Annotated in this window: 21 protein-coding genes (1 of these 21 cut by a window edge); 11 read left to right on the top strand and 10 right to left on the bottom strand. The window is 53.6% G+C overall.

Annotation, left to right across the window (positions count from 1 at the left end; all coding sequences use genetic code 11):
* Positions 1 to 1,472, bottom strand: the 5' portion of a protein-coding gene (gene dnaK, locus SD69_RS13970) for a molecular chaperone DnaK (protein WP_041523694.1). It extends 451 nt beyond the left edge of the window; 1,472 of the gene's 1,923 nt are visible here — the first part of the coding sequence; the start codon lies at positions 1,470 to 1,472; its stop codon lies beyond the left edge, outside the window.
* 187 nt (positions 1,473 to 1,659) lie between these two features.
* Positions 1,660 to 2,217: a nucleotide exchange factor GrpE gene (grpE, locus tag SD69_RS13975; protein ID WP_232301202.1), complete on the bottom strand. Its 558-nt coding sequence runs from the start codon at positions 2,215 to 2,217 to the stop codon at positions 1,660 to 1,662.
* A 156-nt stretch (positions 2,218 to 2,373) separates the two neighbouring features.
* Between grpE and recN the strand changes: the two genes are divergently transcribed.
* Positions 2,374 to 4,053, top strand: coding sequence for a DNA repair protein RecN (gene recN / locus SD69_RS13980; RefSeq protein WP_041523696.1), 1,680 nt, complete (start codon positions 2,374 to 2,376; stop codon positions 4,051 to 4,053).
* 17 nt (positions 4,054 to 4,070) lie between these two features.
* Here the strand turns inward: recN and fur are convergent, their stop codons facing one another.
* A complete protein-coding gene (gene fur, locus SD69_RS13985) occupies positions 4,071 to 4,481 on the bottom strand; it encodes a ferric iron uptake transcriptional regulator (protein ID WP_041523697.1) in 411 nt (136 codons plus the stop codon).
* Between the two features lie 79 nt (positions 4,482 to 4,560).
* On the opposite strand from fur, the gene SD69_RS13990 reads away from it, so the two are divergent.
* Complete coding sequence (locus SD69_RS13990; protein ID WP_052481175.1) at positions 4,561 to 4,968, top strand: outer membrane protein assembly factor BamE; 408 nt, start codon at positions 4,561 to 4,563, stop codon at positions 4,966 to 4,968.
* 50 nt (positions 4,969 to 5,018) lie between these two features.
* Here SD69_RS13990 and SD69_RS13995 read toward each other — a convergent pair whose 3' ends face one another.
* From SD69_RS13995 to SD69_RS14020, 6 genes are all read right to left on the bottom strand, one after another.
* Positions 5,019 to 6,680: a diguanylate cyclase gene (locus SD69_RS13995; protein WP_232301203.1), complete on the bottom strand. Its 1,662-nt coding sequence runs from the start codon at positions 6,678 to 6,680 to the stop codon at positions 5,019 to 5,021.
* Positions 6,681 to 6,718: 38 nt separating this feature from the next.
* A complete protein-coding gene (locus SD69_RS14000) occupies positions 6,719 to 7,090 on the bottom strand; it encodes a response regulator (protein ID WP_232301204.1) in 372 nt (123 codons plus the stop codon).
* A gap of 61 nt (positions 7,091 to 7,151) precedes the next feature.
* Positions 7,152 to 10,400 (bottom strand): PAS domain S-box protein, encoded by a 3,249-nt coding sequence (locus SD69_RS14005; RefSeq protein ID WP_157471697.1) that lies wholly within the window; start codon positions 10,398 to 10,400, stop codon positions 7,152 to 7,154.
* A 96-nt stretch (positions 10,401 to 10,496) separates the two neighbouring features.
* Positions 10,497 to 10,820 (bottom strand): RnfH family protein, encoded by a 324-nt coding sequence (locus SD69_RS14010; protein WP_041523700.1) that lies wholly within the window; start codon positions 10,818 to 10,820, stop codon positions 10,497 to 10,499.
* 42 nt (positions 10,821 to 10,862) lie between these two features.
* The gene (locus tag SD69_RS14015; protein WP_041523701.1) at positions 10,863 to 11,300 is read right to left on the bottom strand and encodes a type II toxin-antitoxin system RatA family toxin; all 438 of its coding nucleotides are present in this window, start codon (positions 11,298 to 11,300) and stop codon (positions 10,863 to 10,865) included.
* Positions 11,301 to 11,302: 2 nt separating this feature from the next.
* Positions 11,303 to 12,673, bottom strand: a complete 1,371-nt coding sequence (locus tag SD69_RS14020; RefSeq protein ID WP_052481177.1) for a sodium-dependent transporter — start codon at positions 12,671 to 12,673, stop codon at positions 11,303 to 11,305.
* 190 nt (positions 12,674 to 12,863) lie between these two features.
* On the opposite strand from SD69_RS14020, the gene smpB reads away from it, so the two are divergent.
* The 3 genes from smpB to SD69_RS14035 all read left to right on the top strand — a co-directional run bounded on the left by smpB (position 12,864) and on the right by SD69_RS14035 (position 16,770).
* Positions 12,864 to 13,343 carry an SsrA-binding protein SmpB gene (smpB, locus tag SD69_RS14025; RefSeq protein ID WP_041523702.1) on the top strand — a complete coding sequence of 160 codons (480 nt, stop codon included), beginning with the start codon at positions 12,864 to 12,866 and terminating at the stop codon, positions 13,341 to 13,343.
* A gap of 154 nt (positions 13,344 to 13,497) precedes the next feature.
* Positions 13,498 to 14,844 (top strand): sodium-dependent transporter, encoded by a 1,347-nt coding sequence (locus tag SD69_RS14030; protein ID WP_041523703.1) that lies wholly within the window; start codon positions 13,498 to 13,500, stop codon positions 14,842 to 14,844.
* 105 nt (positions 14,845 to 14,949) lie between these two features.
* Entirely contained in the window at positions 14,950 to 16,770 is a 1,821-nt protein-coding gene (locus SD69_RS14035; RefSeq protein WP_041523704.1) for an InlB B-repeat-containing protein, read from the top strand.
* 90 nt (positions 16,771 to 16,860) lie between these two features.
* Here SD69_RS14035 and SD69_RS14040 read toward each other — a convergent pair whose 3' ends face one another.
* Positions 16,861 to 17,910: a hypothetical protein gene (locus SD69_RS14040; RefSeq protein ID WP_157471699.1), complete on the bottom strand. Its 1,050-nt coding sequence runs from the start codon at positions 17,908 to 17,910 to the stop codon at positions 16,861 to 16,863.
* Positions 17,911 to 18,180: 270 nt separating this feature from the next.
* Here SD69_RS14040 and SD69_RS14045 point away from each other — a divergent pair, with 270 nt between their 5' ends.
* The 6 genes from SD69_RS14045 (at position 18,181) to urtB (ending at position 25,640) form a co-directional block, all read left to right on the top strand.
* Positions 18,181 to 18,789, top strand: coding sequence for a DUF4136 domain-containing protein (locus SD69_RS14045; RefSeq protein WP_084591586.1), 609 nt, complete (start codon positions 18,181 to 18,183; stop codon positions 18,787 to 18,789).
* A 54-nt stretch (positions 18,790 to 18,843) separates the two neighbouring features.
* Positions 18,844 to 19,425, top strand: coding sequence for a DUF4136 domain-containing protein (locus SD69_RS14050; protein WP_041523705.1), 582 nt, complete (start codon positions 18,844 to 18,846; stop codon positions 19,423 to 19,425).
* Positions 19,426 to 19,561: 136 nt separating this feature from the next.
* Positions 19,562 to 20,149 (top strand): hypothetical protein, encoded by a 588-nt coding sequence (locus SD69_RS14055; RefSeq protein WP_041523706.1) that lies wholly within the window; start codon positions 19,562 to 19,564, stop codon positions 20,147 to 20,149.
* A gap of 364 nt (positions 20,150 to 20,513) precedes the next feature.
* On the top strand, positions 20,514 to 22,316 hold the full coding sequence (gene atzF, locus SD69_RS14060; protein ID WP_041523707.1) for an allophanate hydrolase: 1,803 nt from the start codon (positions 20,514 to 20,516) through the stop codon (positions 22,314 to 22,316).
* Positions 22,317 to 22,593: 277 nt separating this feature from the next.
* Positions 22,594 to 23,892, top strand: a complete 1,299-nt coding sequence (urtA, locus tag SD69_RS14065) for an urea ABC transporter substrate-binding protein (RefSeq protein WP_041523708.1) — start codon at positions 22,594 to 22,596, stop codon at positions 23,890 to 23,892.
* Positions 23,893 to 24,008: 116 nt separating this feature from the next.
* Positions 24,009 to 25,640 (top strand): urea ABC transporter permease subunit UrtB, encoded by a 1,632-nt coding sequence (gene urtB / locus SD69_RS14070; RefSeq protein ID WP_041523709.1) that lies wholly within the window; start codon positions 24,009 to 24,011, stop codon positions 25,638 to 25,640.
* Positions 25,641 to 25,724 lie beyond the last annotated feature (84 nt).

Below are 25,724 nucleotides of genomic sequence, written 5' to 3' on the forward strand. Positions count from 1 at the left end.
TTATCTTTGGCGCCGACATTAAGGATACCGTTGGCATCGATGTCGAAGGTCACCTCAATTTGTGGCAAACCACGTGGCGCCGGCGGGATATCAGCCAAATCAAAGCGACCCAGAGATTTGTTTTGCGCCGCCTGCTTACGCTCGCCCTGAACCACGTGAATGGTTACTGCGGTTTGGTTGTCTTCGGCTGTTGAGAACACCTGCGACTTTTTGGTCGGGATGGTGGTGTTTTTCTCAATCAGCGGAGTGGCAACGCCGCCCATAGTCTCGATACCCAAAGTCAAAGGCGTCACATCCAACAGCAATACGTCTTTTACGTCGCCTGCCAGTACCGCACCCTGAATAGCCGCACCCATGGCCACAGCTTCATCTGGGTTTACGTCTTTACGTGGGTCTTTACCAAAGAAGTCAGACACCGCTTTTTGCACCATCGGCATGCGGGTTTGGCCACCCACCAAAATAACGTCGCTGATGTCGCTGGCGGAAACGCCCGCATCTTTAATCGCCATTTTTACCGGCTCAAGCGAGCGGGTCACGAGATCTTCTACCAGCGACTCGAGCTTGGCACGTGATAACTTAACCACCAAGTGCTTAGGCCCGGTGTTGTCGGCCGTAATATAAGGCAGGTTCACCTCAGTTTGCTGGCTGGAAGACAGCTCGATTTTAGCTTTCTCAGCCGCTTCTTTTAAACGCTGCAGTGCCAGCGGATCATTGTGCAGATCAATCCCCTGCTCTTTCTTAAACTCAGCAGCCAAGTAGTCAATCAGGCGCAAGTCAAAGTCTTCACCGCCCAGGAAGGTGTCACCGTTAGTCGACAACACTTCAAACTGGTGCTCGCCGTCTACGTCGGCAATTTCGATAATAGAGATATCGAAAGTACCACCACCTAAGTCGTAAACTGCAATGGTTCGGTCGCCTTTTTTCTGATCCATACCGTAGGCCAGTGCCGCCGCGGTAGGCTCGTTAATAATACGCTTAACTTCTAGCCCGGCAATTTTACCGGCGTCTTTGGTGGCCTGACGCTGCGAGTCGTTAAAGTAAGCTGGCACAGTAATAACGGCTTCGGTTACCGCTTCGCCCAAGTAATCTTCGGCGGTCTTCTTCATTTTCTTCAGCACTTCGGCAGAAATTTGCGGCGGTGCTTTTTTGTCGCCCTTGGTTTCAACCCAGGCATCGCCGTTATCGGCGGCGACAATTTTATAAGGCACCATCTTGATATCTTTTTGCACAACATCGTCTTTAAACTTACGGCCAATCAAACGCTTAACCGCGTACAGAGTGTTGTGCGGGTTGGTAACGGCCTGGCGCTTAGCGCTCTGCCCAACCAGTACTTCGTCATCGTTGGTAAAGGCAACGATGGACGGCGTGGTGCGATCGCCTTCAGAGTTCTCAATAACTTTGGCTTTATCGCCCTCCAGCACTGCCACACAAGAGTTGGTAGTACCCAAGTCAATACCAATAATTTTACCCATGAACTAATCTCCTAAATGTTGTCTTGCTGCGCTGTTGTCGGGCTCGCCTAGGCGGCCTGTCGTCAAGTACCAACAGCGACAGAGAATTTTTAAATGAGGCGCCATGCGCGCCTTTCCCAGTCAGTAGTAGCTATATGGGCGCCGATGACGGCTTTTCAAGCCCCTGACGCCCCAATTTGCGAAACTTTTAGCCCTTGGCTACCACCACCATGGCCGGGCGCACCAAGCGACCATGCAAGGTATACCCCTTTTGAAACACATCAATGACGGTATTTGGCTCAACATCCGGGTTATCAACCATAGTCATCGCCTGATGCAACTGCGGGTCAAACGGCTCACCGGCTGGGTTGAGGGCAACCACCTGGTGACGCGCCAGAGAGTCGGTAAAAGATTTAAGCGTTAACTCAATACCTTCAATAATCGGCTTATTGGCCTCTGACTCGCGATCAATACTGCTCAGTGCCCGCTCCAGGTTATCCACCACTGGCAGTAGGTCAGCCACAAGCTTTTCCTGCCCAAACTTGTGAGCTTTTTCAATGTCCTGCTCGGCGCGGCGACGACTGTTTTGCGCATCGGCCTGAGCCCGCAGCGTCTGCTCTTTGGCCGAAGCCAGCGCATTTGCCAAGGTTTCGACCTGGGCGCTAAGCGCCTCGGCATCATTTGGCGCCTGCTCTGCCGGCTGCTCGGTTTCGGGTGCGCTTTGCGCCTCGGTATCCACCTGATCGTTATGCTCTTGATCTGTCACCTTGCTCTCCATCGTGAATGGTTGAACGAATATCTGCCGGATATGGGGCTGACGGAGCCACTTTCAAGGGGGAATGGACCCATTTTTTATCTGGCAGGGGTAAAAAAAAACCTGTATAAATAACCAGACCAATCACGAACAAACACGGAGAGCGGTATGTTAAGCCACTTGAGCATCCAAAACTTTACCCTGGTAGAGACGCTGGATCTTGATTTAAAGGCGGGCATGACGGTCATTACCGGTGAGACAGGAGCCGGCAAATCGGTACTACTGGAGGCGTTGGGGCAAGCCCTGGGAGACCGTGCCGACGCCTCTCGGGTGCGCCACGGCTGTGATCGCGCCAACATTGCGGCCACGTTTGAGCTTGACGCCAACCCGCGGGCACAACGCTGGCTGGCCAACACCGATCTCGCTCAACCCGACAACCCCAGCGAGTGCCTGCTACGCCGCACCGTTACGCGGGAAGGTCGCTCAAAAGCGTACATCAACGGTCACCCCGCCACCCTGGCGCAACTGCGCGAGCTGGGCGACATGCTGATGGATATTCACAGTCAGCACGAACACCAATCCCTACTGATTAAAGACAATCACCGCCGCCTATTAGACGAGTACGCGGGTAATGGCGCGCTTGCACAGGCGGTAAAAGAGGCTTACCAAGTGTGGCATGAACACGCTTGCGCCATGCAGCACCGTCGCGATAACGCCGATGAAGTTAACGCCCGCTACCAATTGGTGCACTATCAGGTAGAAGAGCTTGAGCAGCTTAATATTCAAAGCGGTGAGATCGAGTCACTCGAGCAAGAGCAGCGCGAACTGACCAGCGCCGAAGACCTGCTTCAGGCCAGCGCTCAAGCGCTGGCGATTTGCAGTGATGACGAACACGGCCTACACACCGGGCTGAGCCGTGCATTGCAACTATTACGCAAACTCAACGATAAGCCTGCGGCCCTGAACGAGGCCGAGCAACTATTAAGTGAAGCGCAAATCCAGTTAGAGGAGGCGCAGCACAGCCTTGAGCACTTTGGCGATAGCTTTAACCTCGACCCCGAAAGATTAACCTGGGTAGACGAGCGGTTATCCAGTATTTATGAAGTCGCGCGCAAACACCGGGTTGCGCCGGAGGAGCTGGCACAGCTGCACAGCTCGCTCGCACAAGAGCTCGGCAACCTCGGCGGCGGCGATGAACAACTGGAGGCAATGGCCCGTGAGGTAGAACAGCTAGAGCAAGGGTATCGCAGCAAAGCAGAAGAGTTATCAGCCAAGCGGCTGAAAGCGGCTACGGCCCTATCGAAAAAGGTTAACGCGCACCTTAAATCCCTGGCGATGGAGCACGCCAGGCTCACTGTCGACTGCAAGCCCAGGCACGAGCGCCCCAGCGCTCACGGCCTGGAAGATATCGAATTACTGATCAGCACCAACCCAGGCCAACCGCCGGCCGCGCTGGCTAAAGTGGCCTCAGGCGGGGAGTTGTCGCGGGTTAGCCTGGCAATTCAGGTGGTCGCCGCGGAGCGCAGCGCCATTGCCAGCCTGGTGTTTGATGAGGTGGATGTGGGGATTGGCGGCGCCACCGCCGATACCGTCGGCCGTCTGTTACGCCAATTGGCCAGCCGTGGCCAAATATTGTGCGTCACCCACTTAGCCCAAGTGGCCAGTAAAGGACATCAACACCTGCGGGTAGCAAAAACCAGTAGCAGTAAATCCGCCGAGACAGCGCTAATCGAGCTTGAGGGGAACGCCAAAGTAGAAGAGCTGGCGCGAATGCTGGGCGGAGCTACCATAACCGAGCAATCCCGTGCCCATGCACAGCAGATGCTAGGAGACGCCGCGCAAGCCTAGACCCGCGCGGCGGGCGGTTAAGATTTTTTAGGTTTTACGTAAAGCACCAGTGAATGATCTTCGAGTTCATAACCGTGCTCATCGGCGATGCGCTTTTGCAGACGCTCAATCTCTTCGTTGTGGAACTCAATAACTCGTCCCGAGTCCAAGCACACCATGTGATCATGATGCTCGCCGCGGGCGATCTCGAAGACCGAGTGGCCGCCATCAAAGTTGTGGCGCACTACCAGGCCGGCCGTTTCAAATTGCGTTAAAACACGGTAAACCGTCGCCAGGCCAACGTCGTCACCGGCCTCCATTAAGGCCTTGTAAACGTCCTCCGCGCTCATATGATGATCTTCCGATGACTCGAGCATCTGAAGGATTTTAACCCTTGGCAGAGTAACTTTAAGTCCGGCTTTGCGTAATTCTTGGTTTTCGTCAGCCATTTTTTCGTCCAAGCCCTTCTCAGTGTTCAGTGTGTTCAGGTATTATCGCCCATTCATTTTAGCAAGTGGAACCCCTGTAATGAAAATAATCAAAACACCTCTCCTGCTCGTCTGCTTTGTGTCTGTATTGGCGGGGTGTCAGTATTTTCAGTTCCCCGGCGTTCACAAAATCAACATTCAGCAAGGCCATATCTTAACCGAAGAGATGATCGCCCAGCTGGAGCCAGGCCTGAACAAGCGCCAGGTACGCTATATCTTAGGTACCCCACTTATCGATGATATCTTTAACGACGACCGCTGGGATTACTACTACAGCCTGAAGATGGGCGACGGTCGCTTTTTTAAACGGACGTTAACGGTATATTTCGACGGTGATATTATGACGAACTACACTGGAGAAAATCTGCCTGAGCCCAAGGAAACTGACAGCGAGAGCGATGAAAACGGCGATACAGAACCCGATACACCAGTGCCAACCAACACCTAACCGACGCGGCGCAGCGATTACAACGCTGCCCCGCCCTTGCTAGAGGGGCGCTAGCCTGCCGCGCACACTTGGTTACGCCCCTCAGCCTTAGCGCGATACAGAGCCTTATCTGCCACTTCTAACAGCTGATCGTCATCCTCTCTGTCACTACTCACAACACCACAGCTCAAGGTCACGTTAAAAGCCACTTCACTGGCGTTGAAATTGACAGCACTAAAGCTTTCCCTTAAGTCATTCAAGATCACCTGCGCGGCATCAAGCTCGCAGTCGGGCAAAATAACCACAAACTCTTCTCCGCCATAGCGACCAATGCCGTCAGTTTGACGCAGCCGCTGACGCAACAGCTGCGCTAGCGCACGAATGACCCGATCCCCAAGAGCGTGTCCATATGTGTCGTTTACCGACTTAAAATGGTCCAAGTCAATCATCGCGACACTCACCACCTTCCCTGTACGGCGGGCACGCTGCACCTCGACCTTAACTTGCTCTTTAATACGGGCGTGGGTCAACAAACCCGTCAAGCTGTCTCTGTCGATGGCTTCACTCAACTGCCGGGAGCGAGCCGCGCGAACGCAAACAGCGCTCACCAGGCGCAAGTCAGAGATCGGCTTCGTCAAAAAGTCTTCGCCGCCGTAACCCACAGCGTTCGCCTGAGCCTGTTCATCACTCTCGGACGAGAGATACGCAATCGCCACACGCAGCCAATCCGGGTTAAGGCGTATCAACTGCGCCACCTCATAACCACGGCAACCCGGTAAATGTAAATCGAGCAGCACCAACTCGGGATGAAAGCGCCGCATTACATCCAACACCTCCCTTGGGTCGCTAACCAGCTCCACGCGCATGCCAGCGTGCTCAAGAATAACCTGATAGTGCCGTGACAGCAGTACATCGTCATCGACAATCAAGATTCGATACGGCGACCCCTGGGCCAGTTTTAACTGCGCCTCAAGGGTATTCACCAACTGTGGGATGTCGAGCGGTTTAACAAAATAACCCACGGCGCCGGCACGAACCGCGGCCAGATAAGCATCAAAATCATCCCTCGCAGAGATAAAGACTACCGAGAGCGGGTCGCCTGAACGGCGCTGAAGCTCGGCAATGCTTTCGGGGCCGGTGCGTTCATCACCGGAAAACATCACATCGACAACCAAGAAATCAGGCCGTTGCTCAATGACCGCCTCTTCAGCGGCGGTTAACGTGGCGTAATGCTTAACCTGATAACCAAAATTAGTAAGCGCCAAGGTGAGCTCGGAGGCCAACAGCTGATCATCTTCCAGCACATAAATCAATGAGTGGCTGGCTTCAGCACTTGCTGCCAACGGAGCTGGGTCTACGCTCACATCACTTATTGATTCGGGGCTTGAGTGCTGCATAAGCCGTGAAAAGTTGTCAATATTGGCTACGAAGTCGCCCAGCTGGGTCGTTGTTGGCACACGACCTGCGAGCCACTTTTTTACCTCTAGCTCTTGTTCGCGAGCACGAGCACTCAAGGCGTCAAAACCAAAACTGCCTGCAGAGCCGGCCAACTTATGCAACTCTTGATACAGTGATTTCAACAGCTCCGGGGCGAGCTTCTCTGGCGCCCCCGACCGCTCCAAATCCTGCCCAAGGGCCGTTAAACGGGTCAGCACCCCGGGAAGCTTGTCGGCATATTCGCGACGCAGCGCCTGTAGTTGCTCGAGTACTTGTTGCTGAGTATTAGAAATCACTGCATCCTCATGGAGTGGAATTAGGTAAACATATTACGCTATGCCCGGTGCCAAATATCATTTATACGCTGCGCCAAGCTGAGCGGATCGAAAGGCTTGGGGATGACGTCCAGCGCCCCCAGTGCATGATACTCGGCAATTTCATTCGGTTGCACTTTCGCGGTCATAAATATCGCCGGCACATCCGCCATCATCGGAATTTCCCGCAACCTTCGCAGTGTCTCCGGGCCATCCATTTCTGGCATCATGACATCGAGTACTATCAAGTCAGGCACCTGCGTCTTAGCCACTGCCAGCGCCTCTTTGCCACTGGCACAGCTGGTCAGAGAGAAGCCTCCGATGGTTTGCAATGCAAGTTCGGCAATTGCGCGAATATCCGGCTCATCTTCGACATACAGTATTGTATTCAAAGGTCTCTTAGCGGTCATTGGCGTTATCTCTATCCGTTAATGATGGGCAAATACCGACCCGTTATTGTGTTAGCGAGCTGACGCGCTCGCGCAAACATTCACTTAATACGCTTGTTACATTAGCGTTTTTAATAATTACCCGATCAAACAACTGTTGCTCTGCGTCATCTAGCTCTACCTGAGTCAATGCGACTAGCTCAGTTTCAGCCGGTAACGTATCGACGATACTGCGTAACCACTGCAGACCACTACCGTCGGGCAGCAACACATCGAGCAATATCATGTCGAAACGAGCTTGACCTAGTGCCTGCTGAGCCGCTGCCAAAGAGGTTACCTGAGTTAGCTGCGCCGCATTTGCAGCAACCAACTCCACCACCTGCAAAATGGCGCGGTCATCCTCTACCTGCAAAATTTTAATCTTTGGAGCACCGGTATTATCAACCAACTTTGCCAACACCGTAGCCGGCAACGCAAAGAAAAAGCGTGACCCGTGCCCCTCTTTCGACTCAAAACCTATACGCCCGCCGTGCTTATCGATAATTTCTTTGCTAATAGCCAAACCAAGCCCCGTACCACCTTTACCTTTTGTGCTCGAACTATCGGCTTGCGAGAACTTCTCAAACACCTGGTGGCGAAAATCATCGGCAACTCCCTCACCCTGATCTACAACACTGATTATTAGTTCGCCTTGTTGCTCCTGCATTTGCACAACCACCTCCCCGCCGGAGTAAGAGAACTTTGCAGCATTAGAGATAAGATTGGTGACAACCTGAGCTATTCTCTGGCTGTCTGCATAAATTAAATACTGCTCAGGTGATAAGGTTAAGCTGGAAGTATCGAGCCGTAAACGAACATTGAACTGCTCAGCGTAGCTCGCGTTGTTTTCAATACTCTCCTGCAACAACCGAACCACGGCTAAAGGCTCGAGCTTCAACCGAACCTTACCAGCCACCAACTTCTCAATGTCGAGCAAGTCATTAATTAACGCGAGCAACCGGTCGCTATTATTGTGCGCCACCTGTACCAGCTTTTTTATTGATTCCGGCAGTTGCGCTAGCACGCCCGAGTCCAACAATCGTAATGAGCCGCTGATAGCGGTCAAGGGAGTGCGTAATTCGTGGCTAACCGTTGCTATAAATTCGTTTTTCATTCGCTCAATGCGCTTGCGGTCGGTAATGTCTCGCATCAAGGCAATATAAAGCCGCTCGCCGTCGGAGTGTATTTCCGAGAAAGTTAACTCCAACGGAAACTCTTCGGCGTTAGCTCGGCGCCCTTTTAGCTCGATGCTTCCGGAAACCGGATCGAGCCGCTGCCGCACAAAAGTATCGGCATCCGTTACGGACAGTAAACATTCAATGGCGCGACCTTCGGCCTGAGAGGCGGATAGACCAAATATTTTCTCGGCCGCGAGATTAAACGAGATAATTGAGCCGTCGTCGGCGATAAGCACAATACCATCGGCGGCGTTATCTAAAATCGCCTGGGTGCGCTCGGCACTGCTGGCCAGAGCCTCCTCTTGCGAGCGTTCAAGGGTAATATCCCGTGCAACACTCAAGAAACCCTCAATTTGACCAGCTTCGTCCCTCACCGCCATGATGGTTTCCATGACTCGCACGTGGCGCCCATCTTTGTGGAGGTAAACACGCTCTTGGTTATTGGCGACATTGTCAGTCGCCTGGCTCGCAAGCTCCGCAAACACGCCGTCTAGTTCGCCCCGCTCTTCATGCAAGCCGGTCAAATTGCCTTTAATCAGTAGTTCTTGCTCATTGTAGCCGAGCATTCGGCTCGCACCGACATTGACCGATTGAATGACCCCGTGCACGTCAGTGATAATTAACGATAAACTGGCCACATCAAAAATAGCATCACGCCAACGACGGGTACGGCTCAATTGCTGCTCGGCCATTACCTCTTCAGTCACGTCCCACAGCGAACCGTGCCAAATAATACTGCCATCACTCTGGCGCTCGGGCGTGGTCCTCCCCCGCACCCAGCGCTCTCCTCTCGATGGGTGCAAGACCCGATACTGGTCGTTCCACATCGTCAGATTAGATTCAGACTCCGCAATACCAGTGGCAATACGCTCCAGATCATCCGGGTGTAGACGCGAAAAAACGTCTGAGGCATCGTCCTGCACCTGCTCTGGGGTAACCCCGTAAATATCCCAAATACCCCGGCTCGCGTACGCAATGCGCGAGGATCCATCTAAATACTTCTGAAACTGAATCAAACAACCCGGCATGCTATCGGATAACCGGGCAAATGTTTCAGATAGCTTGCGGCCTTCACGCTCTTGCAATGACCTCTCGAGAGTAGCCCCCACCCATCGCGCTAACACTCGCACAAAATCGCGCTCATAATCACTGAATTCATTAGCGCGCGCTTCTGGAGCAGAAAAGTTTAACGTACCGAAGACGTTACCTTTAACCCACACGGGCGCGCCAATGTAGCATTCAAGCTGGGTGGACTGATAACAAGGATGGCTTGCGAGCGACGAACGGCCGGTATGGTGCACCGCCATCACATCCTGACCGTGCAGTGTCTCTACACAAAAACAATGCGGCAGATGAAAGACCTGATTATCAGACAGGGCGTCTGCGGGTGACACCTGAACGTGAATGCGATAATCATCGCCATTCACTTCACTGACGATGCCTAGAGGTAAACGTAGGTAATCGGCTCCGAGGCGCAGCGCCTGACGCAACTGCTGTTTGGCACCGGTGCTCGGCAAAGAGGCAATCTCATTAAGCCTATGCAGTGCTTGCTGCTGATGAACCACCAGCTCTTCAACATGTTTACGGGCCGTAACATCGGTGTAAACGCCAATTACCTGCAACGCTTTACCAGCGCTATCGCGCTCGGTAACCCGCCCCCGGGTTAAAAACCAAAGATACTCACCACGCTCGTCACGCAAACGGTGCTCGTGCTCAAAACGGTCAGTTTCGCCTTTTATGTGTGCTTTTATACGCCTGAGACATTCATCCCGATCCTGCGGATGGACCCGAGCCATCCATTCAGACACACCGTCCCCGATCACAGCATCATCGTGCACACCAAACATCCGACGCCAATCGTCGGAGAACTCCACGCTATCGCGCCGAACATCCCAGTCCCAGTAGCCAGACTGGCTGTTCTCCAGCGCTAGCTGAAGCCGGCGACTCGACGCTTGCGAGGCGCTGGCCCGACGTGCGCGCCGCTGCAAGCGCCAATATATAAACGCCCCGAAAGACACACAGATAAAAGCTAAAAACATCAAAGCAAGCGAGTTGTTAGCGGTAATAAGAGTCACCCCCGAGGCGCAGACAGACAAGAGTAACCTCGCTGCTGCCAACAATCAGATTTAATCAGTGTAGCAACAGCCTAAACCAGCCGCGAGATAATTGCGTTAAACCCAAGCCCAGCAAGCTTAGGAGTCAGCCTGCTTAGCCTTTTCCGCACGGCGACGACGTACTTCTTTAGGGTCGGCCTGCAGCGGGCGGTAAATCTCAACCCGGTCGCCCGCCTGCAGCTCGTGCTCGCGAGGTGGTTTAAGCCCTTTGGTGCCAAGCGCCTGCCCAAAAATGCCCATTTTGGCACTTTCTATGTCCAGCTCGGGGTATTCACGTACAATACCCGAGCGCTCTACCGCTTGAAATGCTGTAGTGCCGGGCTCAACCAACACCTCTAAAATCGTTTGACGATCGGGTAGCGCATAGGCCACCTCTACCGTAATTAAGTCTAAATCTGCCATTTATTTTTACCCTGCATCACCTGTTAGAGCGCGTAGCACTTACTACGCGGCACCGTAAACCGCTGTGGCACGCCGACACACCGCCTTTACTTGAGACGCCGCAATCTGCTCAAACATTTTATTAACCGCCATCGCCAACAGCGGATTCTTTAAACTAAAATCCAGCTCTAATGTGACACGGCAGCCCTCGCCTACCGGGACAAACGACCACACCCCAGAAAAGGTACGAAACGGGCCATCAACCAGCTCCATGGTCATTTTTTCGGGAGGCATAAGCTGATTACGGGTAACAAAACTCTGAGAAACACCACCTAAACCCAGCGCCAGCCGCGCCTCCAACCAGCCGTCCCCCCGAGCCAAAATTGCCGCGCTTTGGCAACCATCCATATAGTCGGGGTACGCCTCAACATCATTAACCAACGCAAACATTTGCTCACAAGAATAGCCAACCTCGGCGGTACGCTTTATTTTATGCCCCACAATTACCCCGCAAACTTATCAAATATACCCAAAAGGAACACTGCCAAAATCAACACCGGCGACACATAGCGCAGCACCTTAAACCAGCGCCCAAACCAGAGCCCGGAGTCCAACTTCATTTCGCGCCGCAGCGGGCGCTTACCCATAAACCAGCCCACATAAACGGCCATCGCCAAAGCGCCTACAGGCAACAATACCTGCTCGGTAATAAACGCACTAAAATCAAACGGCGTCATACCCGCCAGTAAATCCATGTCCTGCCAGCGATTGAGCGAAAACACGGTGGTTAACCCCAAAAGCCATGCACAGGAAACAATCAATAAGCTGGCCGAGACACGATGAAACCGAAACCGCTCAGACAAGTAAGCCACCGCCGGTTCAAGCAGTGAAATGGTTGAGCTCCAGGCCGCCACCGTTATCAGCAGAAAAAACACTGTGCCAAAAACCGTTCCCAACGGCATAGAGCCAAATACGATTGGCAAGCTGATAAACATCAAGCTTGGCCCAGCCCCCGGCTCCACCCCTGGGCTGGCAAAAACGATGGGAAAAATCACCAGGCCCGCCGTCAACGCGACCAAGGTGTCCAGGCACCCCACCGTCAGTACGGTTTTCATAATTGAGGTTTTGTGGGGCATATACGAGCCGTAGGCCATAATAGCTCCCATACCCAAGCTCAGAGTAAAAAACGCATGCCCCAGCGCCAGTGACAGCCCCTCAAAGGATAGATCGCTAAAGCGAAAATTAAACAAGAACTTGAACCCGGCGACAAAGTCTCCGGCATAGGCTGCATACCCCAGCAGCACGATCAGCAGCACAAACAGCAACGGCATCAAGATACGTACGGCCGTTTCCAGCCCCCGGGTAACCCCAAACATAATAATCAGTGCCGTCATGCACAAAAATGCCGTCTGCCAGCGCACCAGCTTGCTAACATCCCCCTGCAGCGCCGCAAACGTGCCGGTCGCGGCGTCGCCGTCAAAACCGGCAAACCCGCCCTGGGCAGCGGTGGTGACATATTCGAGGGTCCAGCCGGCAATCACACTGTAATAAGACAAAATGATAAAGCCTGCAGCGACGCTGCTCCAGCCAATGAGCGTCCAGCCCCGGCTATTACCCGACTCGCGAGCCACCTCCTCCATAGCCATAATCGGGTTAGCGCGGCCGCGACGACCCAGCATAACCTCAGCGACCATTACCGGCAGGCCAATCAGGCAAATGCACAACAGGTACATCAAAACAAATGCCCCGCCACCGTTTTCACCCGTGATGTAGGGAAACTTCCAGATATTGCCCAGGCCGACCGCCGAGCCCGTCGCAGCCAGAATAAAGGTACCCCGGCGCCCCCAAATGGCGTGCTGCTGTGCTCGTTTCACGCTGCCACTCCGCTTGCTCGTTATTCTCTGTCACCCGGCATCTGGGGCAACCGCTATTGACTAGATAAACATCATCTTTGCTGCTGATTGTATCGCTATTCGCCTTATAGCATAAGTGCGAACGCAGACACGGAGGCCTTTGATCGTTATAATGTCAGGGTTTTCATTCACCCATTTGACGCGATTGTTCATGGCTAAAAAGCAGAAGAAMCCCGCCGGCAACACCATTGCCCTCAATAAAAAGGCGAAATTTGATTACCACCTACAGGACAAACTGGAGGCAGGTATCGTACTGCTGGGCTGGGAAGTCAAAAGCCTACGGGCCGGAAAAATACAGCTCACGGACACCTACGTGATTTTTCAAAATGGCGAGGCGTTTTTGGTAGGTGCTCAAATCTCGCCCCTTGCGACCGTCTCGACCCACTACGTAGTGGAGCCCAACCGCTCACGCAAACTGTTAATGCATGAAAAAGAGCTGGCCAAACTGCGCCAGGCCACCGAGCAAAAAGGCTACACCGTTATTGCCACCGCCATGTACTGGAAGCAGCACTTAGTTAAGGTCGAGGTGGCGCTGGGTAAAGGGAAGCAGATGCACGACAAGCGCGAAACCGAAAAAGAGCGCGATTGGAACCGTCAAAAGCAACGGCTATTTCAAAGCGACGCCCGTTGACCTCCTGCGCGCAGCCTCCGGGCTAGCGCGCCCCCTCCCATCCCCAATTTTCCGATTGTGAATACAAACGAGCCCTGATACGCGCGGTTGCACCGACAATCGGTTGAGTTATAGTGGCAATTTATTGCGTCAAATAACAAACGGCAAACAGGCTATGGCAGCGCGCGGACAATTTTCGAGCAAAATCGGCTTCTTACTGGCAGCAGCAGGCTCGGCCGTAGGGCTCGGCAATATCTGGGGGTTTCCAACGCAAGCTGCCAGCAATGGGGGCGCCGCATTTTTATTGGTGTATCTGATTTTGGCGTTTGTGCTTGCCTACCCGGCATTGATGGCCGAGCTTACCATTGGCCGCTACGCCCGCGCCAATGTCGTTACTGCGCTCTCCCAGCTTCATCCATCAGCTCTGCTTAAACGCACTGGGTTCGTGGTAGGCTTGAGTGCACTTACCGTAGCCGTGCTTATTTTAAGCTTTTACGCCATCGTTGCCGGCTGGATGCTCGCCGAGTTTTTGAGCCCGGCGGCGCAACTGCTGCAATGGGGCGCGGGAACCAATTGGCTCAGCACTCAAGGCTTTGGGCGCAACGCGCTAATGTGTGCGGTAATGTCGCTGGCAACCATCATGATCATCGCCAGAGGCGTCGAGCAAGGCATTGAGGCGTGGTCCACCCGGTTAATGCCCGCCTTATTTTTGATCCTGCTAGGCATGATCATTTATGTGTTTACCCAGCCGGGTGCCACCACGGGGCTTAAGGCTTACCTAATTCCCAACCTCAGCCAGCTGGGTGACCCATCATTAATTTTAAGCGCTATGGGGCAGGCCTTTTTCTCGCTCTCACTCGGGGTGGGCACCATGCTAATTTACGGCTCGTACCTGCGTGACACCGACAACCTACCCCGCATGGGGGCCGCCGTCACCTTGCTCGATACCGGCTTTGCGTTTACCGCCGGCCTGCTTATTTTACCCGCGATTTACGTTGCTCAAACCAAAGGCATAACGGTATTTAACGACGCAGGGACACTAATCGCCGGGCCAGATCTGATCTTTCAGGTATTGCCCGCCTTATTTGACAGCATGGGCGCTGCCGGCAGTTGGCTAGCCCTGGCGTTTTTTGCCCTGATGAGTATTGCCGCTCTAACCTCAGCGATTTCGCTGCTAGAGGTGCCCGTCTCGGTGGCCGTGGAACGCTGGGGCTTTAGCCGGCCACTGGCCGCGCTATTCTCGGGCGGTATCATTTTTGCCATTAGCTTATTGATTATCTGGCAGTTCGATGCCCTATTTAACGGGGTAATCACCCTCACCACCGTGTACGGCCAACCCTTACTCGGTGTGGCACTTTGCCTGTTTGCCGGCTGGGTGATGCATCGCCATCAATTGCTTAAAGAGCTGAGCAACGGCCACCCCGAAATTGAATCGACATGGTTCTGGAAGCTGTGGCCTTTTTACGTAAAATTTATTTGCCCGGCACTTATTCTGGTGACGTTTTTGCAAAGCGTTCGGTAGCCTTAACTGCACCACAAAACATCTGTTAAAAATTGTACCTAAGCGACCTATTTTTCGATAACTCACTTACACTCTCGTAATCAAATTAACCTACGGGAGATCAGGATGACACTCACAGGCTATTTCGGACCAGCCGCCATCTCGGCTTGCTCATTGTTGTTAGCCGCTTGCGGCGGCGATTCGGATAATGAAGGAAGTTCAAACCCTGCCACTGAGCAAATTACAATTTCTACCGAGTCATCCGCGGGCGGCACTCTCACACCCAGCGAGCTAACGGTCGACGTACAAAGTGAAGCGACGCTTACAGCCACCCCCGATGCGGGTTACCGTGTAGCCTCAATATCCGGTTGCGGTGGTGAGCTCAGCGGTAACGACTATGTGATTAGCAGCGTCAACAACGACTGCATGGTGACAGCAGATTTTGAAATAACGCCGCCGATGCTTACGCTAACCGCGAACCCCGGGCGACAAGTTACCCTGCAATGGAGTGACACAGAGGCCGCTGTCGACGAGTATCGTGTGCAACGTTTGGCGCCGGAGCCGGGCACATTTGACACCCTCTCCACGGTGCCCGCAACGACCCATGAGTACACATTTACCGCCTCGGTTGAGGAAACCACCTCTGGCACCTATAAAGTTCAGGCGTGCGTTAATGATACTTGCACCGAGTCAAACACGGCGGATATGATCGACCAAGCGGCGGGTTTTATAGAAACATTTGCAGTGCCCGCGACCGATGAATCCCATTACAGTGAGATAACCTTCAGCCAAAATGGACGTGCCGCCTATATGGTCACCCCCGAAGGCGACTGCCACGGGTGTTATGGCGTTGATGTTTACAACAAAACAGACGATCAATGGAGTAAGACCGATCGCCTTATTTTACCCGTATCTGAGCGGCTCATAGAAAGTGGAACTACGACACCTACAGTAACAACCTCTGAAAATGGCGATGTGTTGGTGGTGGCGGCTGAACAACACTCAGTGCAACTGCCCGACCAAAGTGAGCAGAGCCGGCGCGCCGGCGTTATTTACCTTTACAGCAAAACCAACAACCAATGGGGCGAGCCGCAAAAAATTGTCTCGCAGTGGCCAGGAGAATTGCGGCGCTTTGGCGGCTCGGTGGCACTCTCGGCCGATGGAGAAACCTTAGTAGCCGGCTCGTCTTATCTTGGCCCTGGCGCCTGGCTCGATATCACGCCGCAACCGCCATGGTCGTATTGGTTTAGCACCGAAAAGCTTGAGTTTTGGAGCCATAAAACCGGTGAATGGCAATTTGAGCAGGCCGTAGGCATCGATACCGGGGAATATTTTGGGGCCGACGTTAGACTTTCGGACGATGGCAATGTTCTGGTAGCACGATCCAGCGATGAGTTGGGCAGTCATCGCGACGCCAGCGGCAGCATTCATATTTTCGCCCGAACGGACAATACCTGGACGCGGCAAAACAGCTTTTCGACACAGCTGGACAACTCCGTTACACACCCAAACTCTACCTATGGGGCCAACGCGCACCTCAGTGGTGACGGCGAGACCCTCTACGTCGAAAGCACAAACTTTTTCGGAAATGACCATAACCTGGTTGAATCTATTGATACTTTTACAAAAACCGATGGCGAGTGGCAACTGTTATCGAGCGATGTCATCGAAACCAATTCATTGCCCCCGGCTCGCACAGTTACAGTCGATGGGCAATTTTATAAAGCGCAAGAAGTCGACACCTGCCCCACAGACAACGTTATTTCGATATCAAGCAGTAGCGACAGTGATTACATCGATTTACGCGAGTGGTATGAAGGGCAATGGCACCACCGGCTCTGCTTTCAGGCAGAAGGCGATGCTCAGTACATACAGGCGTTGGAAGACGGCACGATGGTATTAATGCTTAATCAAAATGCCGACAATCTCTTATTTTTATTCTTTTAGTCTTATCGACATCTGGGGGCGCGGCACCCCCCCAGCAATGCACTGACAGTTACCACAACTAACGCTGTCGGTGCATTACTGGGTTACCCGTTAAAAAGCGTATGACAGGTTCACGTTAACGCTGTCATCCAGCCCCAGCTGGTAGCCGTTGTAATCTTCCTCTAAACGAGTCACCCACTCTACCCCCAGGCGTAGCCCGGCAAAATCACCGCCAGTAACCACGGTATTAATACCCAAAGCACCATCAAGAAATTCACCGCCGTAGTTGGCTTGAATATCCGCCGGGCTCGAGTGATTGTGCGCACCATTGTAATGGCCGCTAATGGCGTCTTGATCGGTCCAGTTAACCCGAGCGGATACACTCACCCAATCGAGTACGCGCACCGCGCCCCACGCCGTGGCACCGTAGGTGTCGCCCAGCGCATAACCTGAATCGTTGGCATCCTCCAGGCGAATCACTGCCGAAGCTTGCGCACCCCAGTTAAGCACGCCTGCGGTACCGGTATAAGTAACAGAGGGCGTGGCATCCCAAGTACCGGAGCCTAGTTGCATACCATAATGCACAAAGGTGCCATCGGGGTTTTTCAGATCGGACTTACCCGTTGGCGCATTCACCCCGAGCGTACCGAGCAGCGTGTGGTGCTCGGCGGCAATCAATTTATACAGCGCACTAAAATTGGTATCGCCAAAGCCGTCTACCTCGTGGGACATGTGTCCCATCGCATGACCGTGACCATGGTCCATCTCCATTGAGTCACCCATACCCATTTCCATGCCGTGACCATGATCCATCATACCGGTGCCCGCCATATCCATACTCATGGTCATGTACATGGGCATAACCATGAGCGTCAGGCGATCGGTGGGCGCGTACATAATGTCCAGCATGGTCATTTCCATGGTCATAGCTGTCGGCATCATAGAGTAGCCAGCCGCGGCCAACTCATCGGCACCAATGGCGTCACTACCCTGATAAAGGCCGTTATAGCTGCTGTGGCTATAACGGTAGCCAGTCATCACCTCGCCTTTATTGTGGGCGTGATCTACCATAACGCCTGCAGGGGCGTGAGACTCTGGTCGAAATGTCTGCTCGTGAGCACTCGCACTGGTCGCCGCCAACGCCGCTGCCACTGCGCTCAAAGCCCATCCCCGTATCCTATTTATCGTCATTGCCTCGCTCCTACGTCCTATTTATCGAGTCGCTAAAATCAAAGGCCCGTATTGTACCCTGCCTGAGAAGAATGTGAGTGTGTCAAAATGTCGCGCCTTGGGTAGCCAGACGCAATCAGAGTATGGATTTTTGTCATGATTTAAGGGTCAAATGCTATTCTGACGCAACTTTGAAGCGTATTTATCGATATACTAGGCCCAATCAACTCGATAACAAACCATGTACTGGGAGAATAGAATATGAATCACGTAAGTAAGCGAGCCGCTCGCTGGGCAAAGCTCGTCGCCGTATGTGTGCTGGGTAGCGCATTACTGGCTGGCTGTGCCTCCAGCGGCCCGACCATTCAAAGTGATTACAACCGTGACGCGGACTTTACGGCCTACCAAACCTTTGCCTTTGTCGACCCTCTCGGCACCGATAAATCGGGCTACTCCACATTGGTAACCAGCCACTTTAAATCCGCCGCTCGCGACGAGATGGAGCAACTGGGTTACACCTACTCGGAGCAGTCACCCGATTTGCTGGTCAACTTTTTTTCCAACACCGAAAACCGCACTGACATCCGCAGCACGCCGTCGATGACAGCCTCTTATGGTTACTACGGCTACCGCAGCGGGTTGTACATGGGGCTGCCACTGTACGGTTCTGAAACCGAGACCCGCCACTATAAGGTCGGCACGCTTAATATCGACGTGGTTGACGCCGAAAAAGAGCAGCTTATTTGGGAAGGTGTAGCCGAGGGCAAACTCAGTAAAGAAGCCATGGCCAATCCGCGCGACGCGATACGCTCGGCTGTGCAGCAAATTTTTACCACTTATCCGACGTACCCTACGCCAGACGACAAGTAACGGCATGTCGCGGGCAGGCTAGCCTGCCCGCGACGCCCCGACTCAGGATTTCATATGATGCACCTGCGCCACTCCGGCTTTCTGTTCGCGCTCATCAGCGCTTTCTTGCTCAGCGCTTGTACAACGGCGCCAACACCGCACATACAAAGTCACGCGGACAAAGACACCGACTTTAGCGCTTATCAAACCTTCTCGCTCACCAGCTCCCCAGAGGTTAGCGTATACGGTGAACCTACGCCCTTCACGCAAGATATGGCAGACGCCATCGCTCATGAGTTAAGTAAGAAAGGCTACCAACAGGTGCCTAGCGACGGCGACTTATTTATCAACTTCCGCCTGGAGATTGATAACGACGTGGAAGCCTTTAATAATGCTGTACCCGTCACGCCTGACCGGGTTGGGTATTACCGCTCCTGGTCGTCGCTTTACGGCCCGCTGCCTCAAGAGCGCGAAGGCGGAACTACGCGCATTACCTACACGGGTGTAATCAATATTGATGTGGTAGATCGCGAGGCCAACCATGCTGTCTGGCAAGGGGTGTATCAGCGCGCCCTGACGGCCGACGATGAAACCGGCCACAGCAAGGCAATTGAGCAAGCGGTTAAATCATTGCTGTTCTCACTCCCCAGCCCATAAACAACACCAATCTAACACCCGCGGTCTATACTTTATTGTAGCCGTCAATTAGCCTCAGATCGGACGATCCTGAGGCTAATTTGCTTCTGCGGCAACGTTAAGCGCTACCGACTTGTAACCAATATACGGAGATTCCATGAAACCCCATTCCTCACTGGCCTTCGTCGCCACCTGTTGCTTACTAGGATCCGCCTGCGCCAACGGCGTTAATCAGAGCGATATGAATTACTCCATCAATATCAACTACGGTATTGTCGAGGCGGTAAACCCGGTTAAAGTTGATTCAAATGCCGGCGGTGGAGCCGCGATGGGCGGTATCATCGGTGCGGCTACGAGCAATCATCACAAACGGGGCGAACATGCGTTAGTCGGTGCCGTAGCCGGTGGCTTGCTAGCGGCGGTTATGCAGGGTAATCGAGAGGCATATGCATACCAAATTAACCTGGCCAGCGGCGGCACCTTAAAAGTAATGACCGAGCAGGGAGATATTAGAGTCGGCGACTGCGTTAGCATTGAACAGGGCCACACGACTAACGTGCGCCGTGTAGCCAGCGTGTATTGCGACTCCCACGGCGATGATGCGCTGCAACATCCCCACGTCGTATCCTCTGCCCATGAAGACGCCGCCGAGTGCCACACCGCCAAACAAATCGCCCTCAAGGCCGAAACCGAAGAAGAAATCGATATCGCCATCAAACGAGTGCGTGCACTCTGTGACGGTTAACCCCACCAGGGCCCGGCTGCAAGTGCCGGGCACCCTTCCCCATGTAGCGCCCCCATTAAGTGCACCAAACCTTGCGCGCAACGCACATCATGGGCGACGCTATTTCTCTGGATAAGCCCGACACTTCGCCCGCCCCACATTGAAGCAACTGCGCGCACGACGTGCTGGATTGGTGCGCAGAAACAGTGCAAGCTCAGCTAAATTCGCGGCTACACCTCTTCGTTTCAGCTTAAAACAGCACCAAAAAACCGCGCCATTACTTGGCTTAGCGTCTCATGCATTGCCATTATCGGTGTTTGGCACACTTCATGCTCAACGGCTAGTACGTCTAATACAACCACGATAATGCGAGCCTCGAGAAACCATGCAAACAACCGGATGGACACTGACAGATTGGCGCACAGCCTACTCAGAAGACAATGTATCCCCCAAGGAGCTGCTCACATCGTTAGTAGCTGGGCTGGATGCCAGTGATCCCGCATGGACTCATATCGTCAGCCCAGCTGAGCTAACCCGTCAGCTCGACACCCTGGAGGGTAAGTCCGTGGTTGACCTACCCTTGTACGGCGTCCCTTTTGCGGTTAAAGACAACATTGATGTGGCCGGCTTACCCACCAGTGCCGCCTGCCCCTCTTACGCTTACGAGGCTCGTATTAGCGCAACCACCGTCGCCCGCTTAACCGAGGCCGGCGCCATTGTCATTGGTAAAACTAACCTCGATCAGTTTGCCACCGGCTTGGTGGGTACACGCTCGCCCTACGGTGCGGTGCCCAACAGCGTTAATCCCGATTATGTATCCGGTGGTTCAAGCTCCGGCTCGGCCGTTGTGGTCGCTCGTGGCATCGTGCCTTTTAGTTTAGGCACCGATACTGCGGGCTCAGGCCGGGTTCCGGCGGGCTTTAACAACATTGTTGGCCTAAAACCAACCAAAGGTCGCTTTAGCACCCGCGGAGTCGTCCCGGCGTGCCGCAGTATCGACTGCGTCTCGGTATTTGCCCTTGGGGTGAGCGACGCTACCGCCATCGCCCAACAGCTCGAAGCCTTTGATCCAAAAGATGCGTATTCGCGCAGGCCCTCGGTTAGCGTGCAAACCCATGTATTTGGCAACGCGCCGACACTCGCGATTCCCTCCCACATCGACTGGTGCGGTGATGACGCCCAGCGCGAGGCTTGGTTAACGGCGCTCGAAGATTTGAGCGCGAGCGGAGCCAAAATTATCACCATGGATTTTGCGCCCATGCAGGCGCTGGCGCAGCTTTTGTACGGGGGGGCCTGGGTCGCCGAGCGCGGCGCCGCCGTGGGAGACTTTATCGCCAAACAGTCACCGGATATTAACCCGGTGGTCGGCGGCATTATCTCACAGGCCAATAAATTTAGTGCCATCGATGTGTTTAACGCTGAGTACCGCCGCGCCGAACTGGCCCAGGAAATTCAGGGGTTAATGAATGAGGTGGATGCCTTAGTGGTGCCCACCACTGTGCGGTTTCCGACTCAAGCTGAAGTCGCCGACGACCCCGTGGGCGTTAACAGCCAACTCGGCCTGTTTACCAACTTCGTTAACTTAGCCGATTGCGCCGCACTGTCGGTACCGGCCAACAAACGCCGCGACAACCTGCCCTTTGGTATTACGTTTATTGCACCCGCCTGGAGCGACAACGCCCTGGCCGAGCTAGGAGCTACCTGGCAGCAACATCAACCCTGGAGCAAAGGCGCGCTGTCACAAGCATTAACGGTTCAGCCTGCTCAGCCAACCGGTATAGACGAGCAAATGATCCGCATCGCCGTGGTGGGGGCGCACCTTCGCGGTATGCCGTTAAATCACCAGCTTATCAGCCGCGATGCCCGCTTTATTTGCGAAACCCAAACCGCCGGCGAGTATCGTCTGTACGCCCTAAACAACACTCAGCCGCCCAAGCCCGGCTTGGCACGAGAGTCCTCGGGCAGCAAGATTGTCGTCGAACTATGGGATATGCCGCTGCATTTGTTTGGCAGCTTTGTCGCCGAAATTCCGGCGCCACTGGGCATTGGCAGCGTGAGCTTAGCCGACGGCAGCAGCGTGAAAGGGTTTATCTGCGAACCCCAGGGGATTGCTAACGCCACCGACATCACCGAGTACGGCGGCTGGAGAAATTACTTAAACAGCACCAAGACGGCGGCCAATTCATGATAACAATAAATCGCCCGGTTCACTGAATACCGTTGAATTTTGCCGAAGCTACCTATCGTTTCGGCGGCATTAATTTACAGACATTTCGAGTTGTTTCGCTAAGTTGGCAATACAAACTGCCCGCTGTGGGAGGCGCTTGTCTGTAGATCCGAAGTCAAAGCTTCGGAGGAGGCGCGAGATGTATCAAAGCGCCCGTAATAACGCGTTGTCTAGGAATACAACTGGAGCTCACCGCACGCGGTGCTGCTCATCTAACCTCAAGCTATGGAGATCGACCATGATAGTAAAAAAACTGGTAAAAACCGTTGGGGCGTGGGGCCTTGCCTGCGGGATGGGTTTATCCGCGGTAACGACACAAGCCGAAGAAGACACCATTAAAGTCGGCGTATTGCACTCGCTATCGGGCACGATGGCGATATCCGAGACCACGCTAAAAGACACCATGCTCATGTTGATTGAAGAGCAAAACAAAAAAGGCGGCCTGCTCGGTAAAAAACTCGAGCCCGTGGTGGTGGACCCTGCCTCTAACTGGCCACTGTTTGCCGAAAAAACCCGCGAGTTAATATCGCAAGAAGGGGTCGATGCGATCTTTGGTTGCTGGACATCCGTTTCGCGCAAATCAGTATTGCCTGTTGTTGAGGAGCTAAACGGCCTGCTGTTTTACCCTGTGCAATACGAAGGCGAAGAGTCTTCACGCAATGTCTTTTACACCGGTGCCGCTCCAAACCAGCAAGCGATTCCCGCTGTCGATTACCTGATGAAAGACCTCGAAGTCGAGCGCTGGGTACTGGCCGGTACCGACTATGTGTACCCGCGCACCACCAACAAAATTCTTGCCGCCTATTTAAAATCGAAAGGCGTTAAAGAGTCCGACATCATGATCAACTACACCCCGTTTGGTCACTCCGACTGGCAGAACATTGTCTCGGACATCAAGCGTTTTGGTAGCGCCGGTAAGAAAACCGCTGTTGTCTCAACCATTAACGGTGATGCCAATGTGCCTTTCTACCGCGAGCTGGGCAACCAAGGCATTTCGGCTGAGGATATCCCGGTAGTGGCCTTCTCTGTAGGTGAAGAAGAGCTGTCCGGTATCGACGCCAAGCCTTTGGTTGGCCATATGGCGGCCTGGAACTACTTTATGAGCGTTGAAACTGACGAAAACAGCCAGTTCATCGACCAGTGGTTAGCGTTTATTGAAAACGACAAGCGCGTTACCAACGACCCGATGGAAGCGCATTACATTGGTTTTAACATGTGGGTAAAAGCGGTCGAAAAAGCCGGCTCTACCGACTCGGATAAGGTAATTGATGCCATTGTTGGTGTCGAGGTTCCCAACCTGAGCGGCGGCACCAGCAAAATGCTTCCCAACCACCACATCACCAAGCCTGTGTTAATTGGTGAGATCCAGGAAGATGGCCAATTCTTAACCGTCTGGGAAACCGATGGTTTAGTGCCTGGCGATGCCTGGTCTGATTATCTGGAAGGCTCTAAGGATCTTATCTCTGACTGGACCGCACCCATCAGCTGCGGCAACTACAACGAGATGACCAAAAAATGTCTGGGTGCCGCTGAGTAAGCAGCACAACAGACAAATCAAGGGTGCTCACGCACCCTTGATGCATAACAACGATAAGCGCTTAACCCGTATTAAGCGCAACAACGCCCTCAAACACCATGATAGTGACTAATGCCATGTTCAATTTACAGAACTCGGTTCGTGGTTGCCTACGTATTACCTTACTGCTGGCAATAACGCTGGGATCTCTTACAAGCCACGCACAAAGCGCTAGCGAAGAGCCCGCCACTTTTAATGACCTCGTCGACCAACTTGCCGAAGGCAGCTTAAGCCGCCGGGGAAAGACCGTTACCACCATAGCTGAGCTTAACCACGAGCGCAGTATCGTGGTACTGAATGCCCTGCAAGCGGGAACCCTTAAGGTGACCCGTAACGACCCAAAACAAGTTGTGATCGAGCAGGCCGACGACTCCTTAGTGAATGCACAAAGCGGCGCCGTTATTAGTGACGACCTAGGCCGCCTTAAACGTATTCCGATCCACAACAAACTGCGCAGCCAGCTGCACACTGTGCTGGCTCAGCTGAATCTGGCAAGCCCGGATAAAACCGCCAGACTAAGCGCGGTTAACCGCTTAATTACCGATGGTGGCGATGCCAATACCGCCACGCTATTGCAGGCGCTTGTAGCGGACGAAGCAGAAGCGGACGTACGCGACGCCATGCAAACGGCCATCGCCATGTATGACATACAAAGTGACGATGCCGAGGTGCGTCTTGCGGCGGTTAAAGCGCTGCGCGGATCTTTAATCCCGGAGGTTCGCGGCCCGCTGCTATCACTGGCCGACAACGACCCCAATCAAAACGTTAAGCTTGAGGCGCAAAGTGCACTCGAATCTATTGAGGGTCGTTTAAAAGTATTTCGCTTTACCGAAAACGTATTTTTTGGCTTAAGCCTCGGCTCAGTTTTCCTACTCTCGGCCATTGGTCTCGCCATTACGTTTGGCGTGATGGGCGTTATTAATATGGCTCACGGCGAGCTGATGATGATTGGCGCTTACACCACTTGGGTGATTCAGCAGGCGCTGCCCAACCATATTGGTGCGAGTCTATTTATTGCTATCCCCACGGCTTTTATCGTCGCAGGCTTAGTGGGCATTGCCATCGAGCGCGGTGTGATTCGCTTTTTGTACGGCCGGCCACTGGAAACCCTGCTGGCCACCTTCGGTATCAGCCTTATCCTGCAACAGGCCGCCCGCTCGATATTCTCACCGTTAAACCGCGCCGTTAGCCTACCCGAGTGGATGAGTGGCTCGCTGGAAATTAACCCTGCGCTGTCCATCACCTTTAACCGACTGTACATTTTAATCTTCGGCCTGATGGTGTTTTTTGCCCTGCTGCTTATCCTTAAAAAAACATCCCTCGGCCTTAAGGTGCGCGCTGTATCGCAAAACCGCCCCATGGCACGTGCGGTAGGCGTGCGCGCCAGCTGGGTAGACGCACTGACGTTTGGCCTGGGCTCGGGTATTGCCGGCATCGCCGGTGTTGCACTGTCGCAACTTACTAACGTTGGGCCTAACCTGGGGCAGGCCTACATCATCGATTCTTTTATGGTGGTGGTATTTGGCGGCGTTGGTAACTTGTGGGGCACGCTCGTCGGCGCCATGGGTATTGGCTTACTCAATAAATTTATGGAGCCCTACGCCGGCGCCGTACTCGCCAAAGTGTTGATTCTCGTCTTGTTGATTCTGTTTATACAGAAAAAACCCAAGGGGCTGTTCCCACAAAAAGGACGTGCCGCTGCTGATTAAGTTAGCCCTTGAATAGCCGCTAATGACCCGCGCGATGCAATGTAAGCGCCGTACACGAGAAACAAACACGAATTGGACAAAATT

It is taken from the genome of Gilvimarinus agarilyticus, assembly GCF_000832015.1.
Lineage (GTDB): Bacteria > Pseudomonadota > Gammaproteobacteria > Pseudomonadales > Cellvibrionaceae > Gilvimarinus > Gilvimarinus agarilyticus.